The sequence below is a fragment of the Streptomyces sp. NPDC002573 genome, from assembly GCF_042889625.1.
In the GTDB taxonomy this organism is placed as follows: Bacteria; Actinomycetota; Actinomycetes; order Streptomycetales; family Streptomycetaceae; genus Streptomyces; species Streptomyces gibsoniae.
Window position 1 is genome coordinate 1 of sequence record NZ_JBIARC010000248.1, and the last position, 1,754, is coordinate 1,754.

2 protein-coding genes are annotated in these 1,754 nt (G+C 67.3%); one reads left to right on the forward strand and one right to left on the reverse strand.

All coding sequences use genetic code 11. The features are described from left to right. Nucleotides 1-264: 264 nt before the first annotated feature. The gene (locus tag ACFYX0_RS47690; protein WP_355925384.1) at nucleotides 265-1,158 is read right to left on the reverse strand and encodes an aminoglycoside phosphotransferase family protein; all 894 of its coding nucleotides are present in this window, start codon (nucleotides 1,156-1,158) and stop codon (nucleotides 265-267) included. 274 nt (nucleotides 1,159-1,432) lie between these two features. On the opposite strand from ACFYX0_RS47690, the gene ACFYX0_RS47695 reads away from it, so the two are divergent. Continuing rightward, on the forward strand, nucleotides 1,433-1,754 hold a 322-nt coding region (locus tag ACFYX0_RS47695), incomplete at its 3' end, for an IS110 family transposase (RefSeq protein ID WP_388982084.1).

Here is a 1,754-nt window from a genome sequence, read left to right on the forward strand (position 1 = left end):
CGGGCGAATAGACCTTCATCACCATAATCGGTCACCCTCTCCCGACCCCCACCGGGGTCGAGGTCAGGGTGTCCACCACTCAGGGGGAGGCTCCGTCTTCTGCCCAAACAGATCTGGGACCGTCTCTACGACGAACACGGCATAGCGGTGACCACGCTGATGCCGATCAGCCGCTACGTCCACAGCCGGAAAACATCGGGGTCTGAGGTTCGCGATCGCGCGAGGATCATGAGCGAGTGACGTGGCCTGTCGCTTCGCGCTGCATCAGCCTCTCAGAACACGATCGAGCGCTGCCCGGCCTGCGGGTCCCCACGTCGGCTTGCCGCCAGGAAGGCCCCGGTCTCCGGCCTGGCCCATCAGCATGAGGAACAGGCTCTTCAGGGCGGCCAGCCCGCGGGCGCGCCGGATCGTCCCCGCGTCCGCCTGCGCATATACGTCGAAGAAGCGTGAGGCGGCGCCTGCGGGAAGGATGACCCATGCGGCAGCGAGGTCCCACGCCGGATCGCCGGCGAACATGTCACCGAAATCGATCACGCCCGAGAGCGTCCCGTCCGAGACGACGACGTTCGCCGGATGCAGGTCGCCATGCACCCAGAGCGGAGGCCCCTCCCACTCGGGCGCCGCGACGGCGTCGTCCCAGACGGCCCGGACATCGTCGGCGAGGTCGTCGAGGACGACGGAGTGGAAGAAGTGGTCGAAGCCATCCGTGCACTTCATGGGATGGTCACCGCGATCCTCACTGATCGGCGCGTCAGCGGGGGCCTCCACGTGGAGCGCCCTGAGGAAGCCCGCCAGGGTGTCGGCCGCGTGATCGCCGCGGCTGATCGAGGAGTAGTCCAGCGGCTCGCCGGGAACCCACGTCATCACGGTCCAGTGCTTGGGGAAGCGCGCGGACGGTTCGCCGAACCGCACCGGGGTCGGCACCGGGAGCGGCAGACGCGGGGCCAGCACGGGCAGCCACCGCCGCTCCTTGAGCTGGAGCTCCGGAGTGAGGTCCATGCGCTGCATGCGCACGGCCAACTCGTCCCCGAGGCGCCACATTTGGTTGCCCCAGCCGCCCGCCACCTCGCGGATGGCGAGCCCTGCAAGGTCTGGATGCTGCTCCTGCAGCAGGTCGCGGACCAGGTCTGCGGTGATCTCGATCTCAGCGTCGGTCATGCGAAGCCACAGTACTGGGGCAGGTGGAGCGGCCACTCAACCTTCCCTACGTTCTTCCACGGGACTGGGCGAGCCCTTCGTATGGTTGGCCCACCCAGGGGCGTCGGGTGTGGCTTTCAACCTTCTGCCACTCGTGGCTGGCATCGATTGGCCGCCCGACGCCCCACGACGACTCGGCTGCCAATTAGGAATTGCGAATGATCGCTCCGTAGGGAATCGACAGCGAGGTCGTCCGTCGGGAGGAACCAGCAACACCACCGCACGGAGGCACCACATGGCCGCGATCTGGGCCGGTATCGATGCAGGCAAGACCCATCACCACTGCGTCGCGATCGACGAAGGCGGCCGTCGGCTGCTGTCCCGACGAGTCGCGAACGACGAACCCGAGATCCTCCAGCTCCTGGCCGATGTATGGGACTTGGGCGATGAGGTGACCTGGGGCATTGACCTGGCCGACGGCGGAGCCGCCCTGGTCATCGCGATCCTCTTCAACCACGACCAGCCGGTGCACTACATCTCCGGCCGGGCCATCCACCGCGCTTCCGAGAGCTACCGCGGCGAAGGCAAGACCGATGCCAAGGACGCGGCCGTCATCG

Bases quoted from the DNA above. Each gene is read 5' to 3' on its own strand.
- ACFYX0_RS47690 (WP_355925384.1), bottom strand. From the start codon at position 1,158: ATGACCGACGCTGAGATCGAGATCACCGCAGACCTGGTCCGCGACCTG.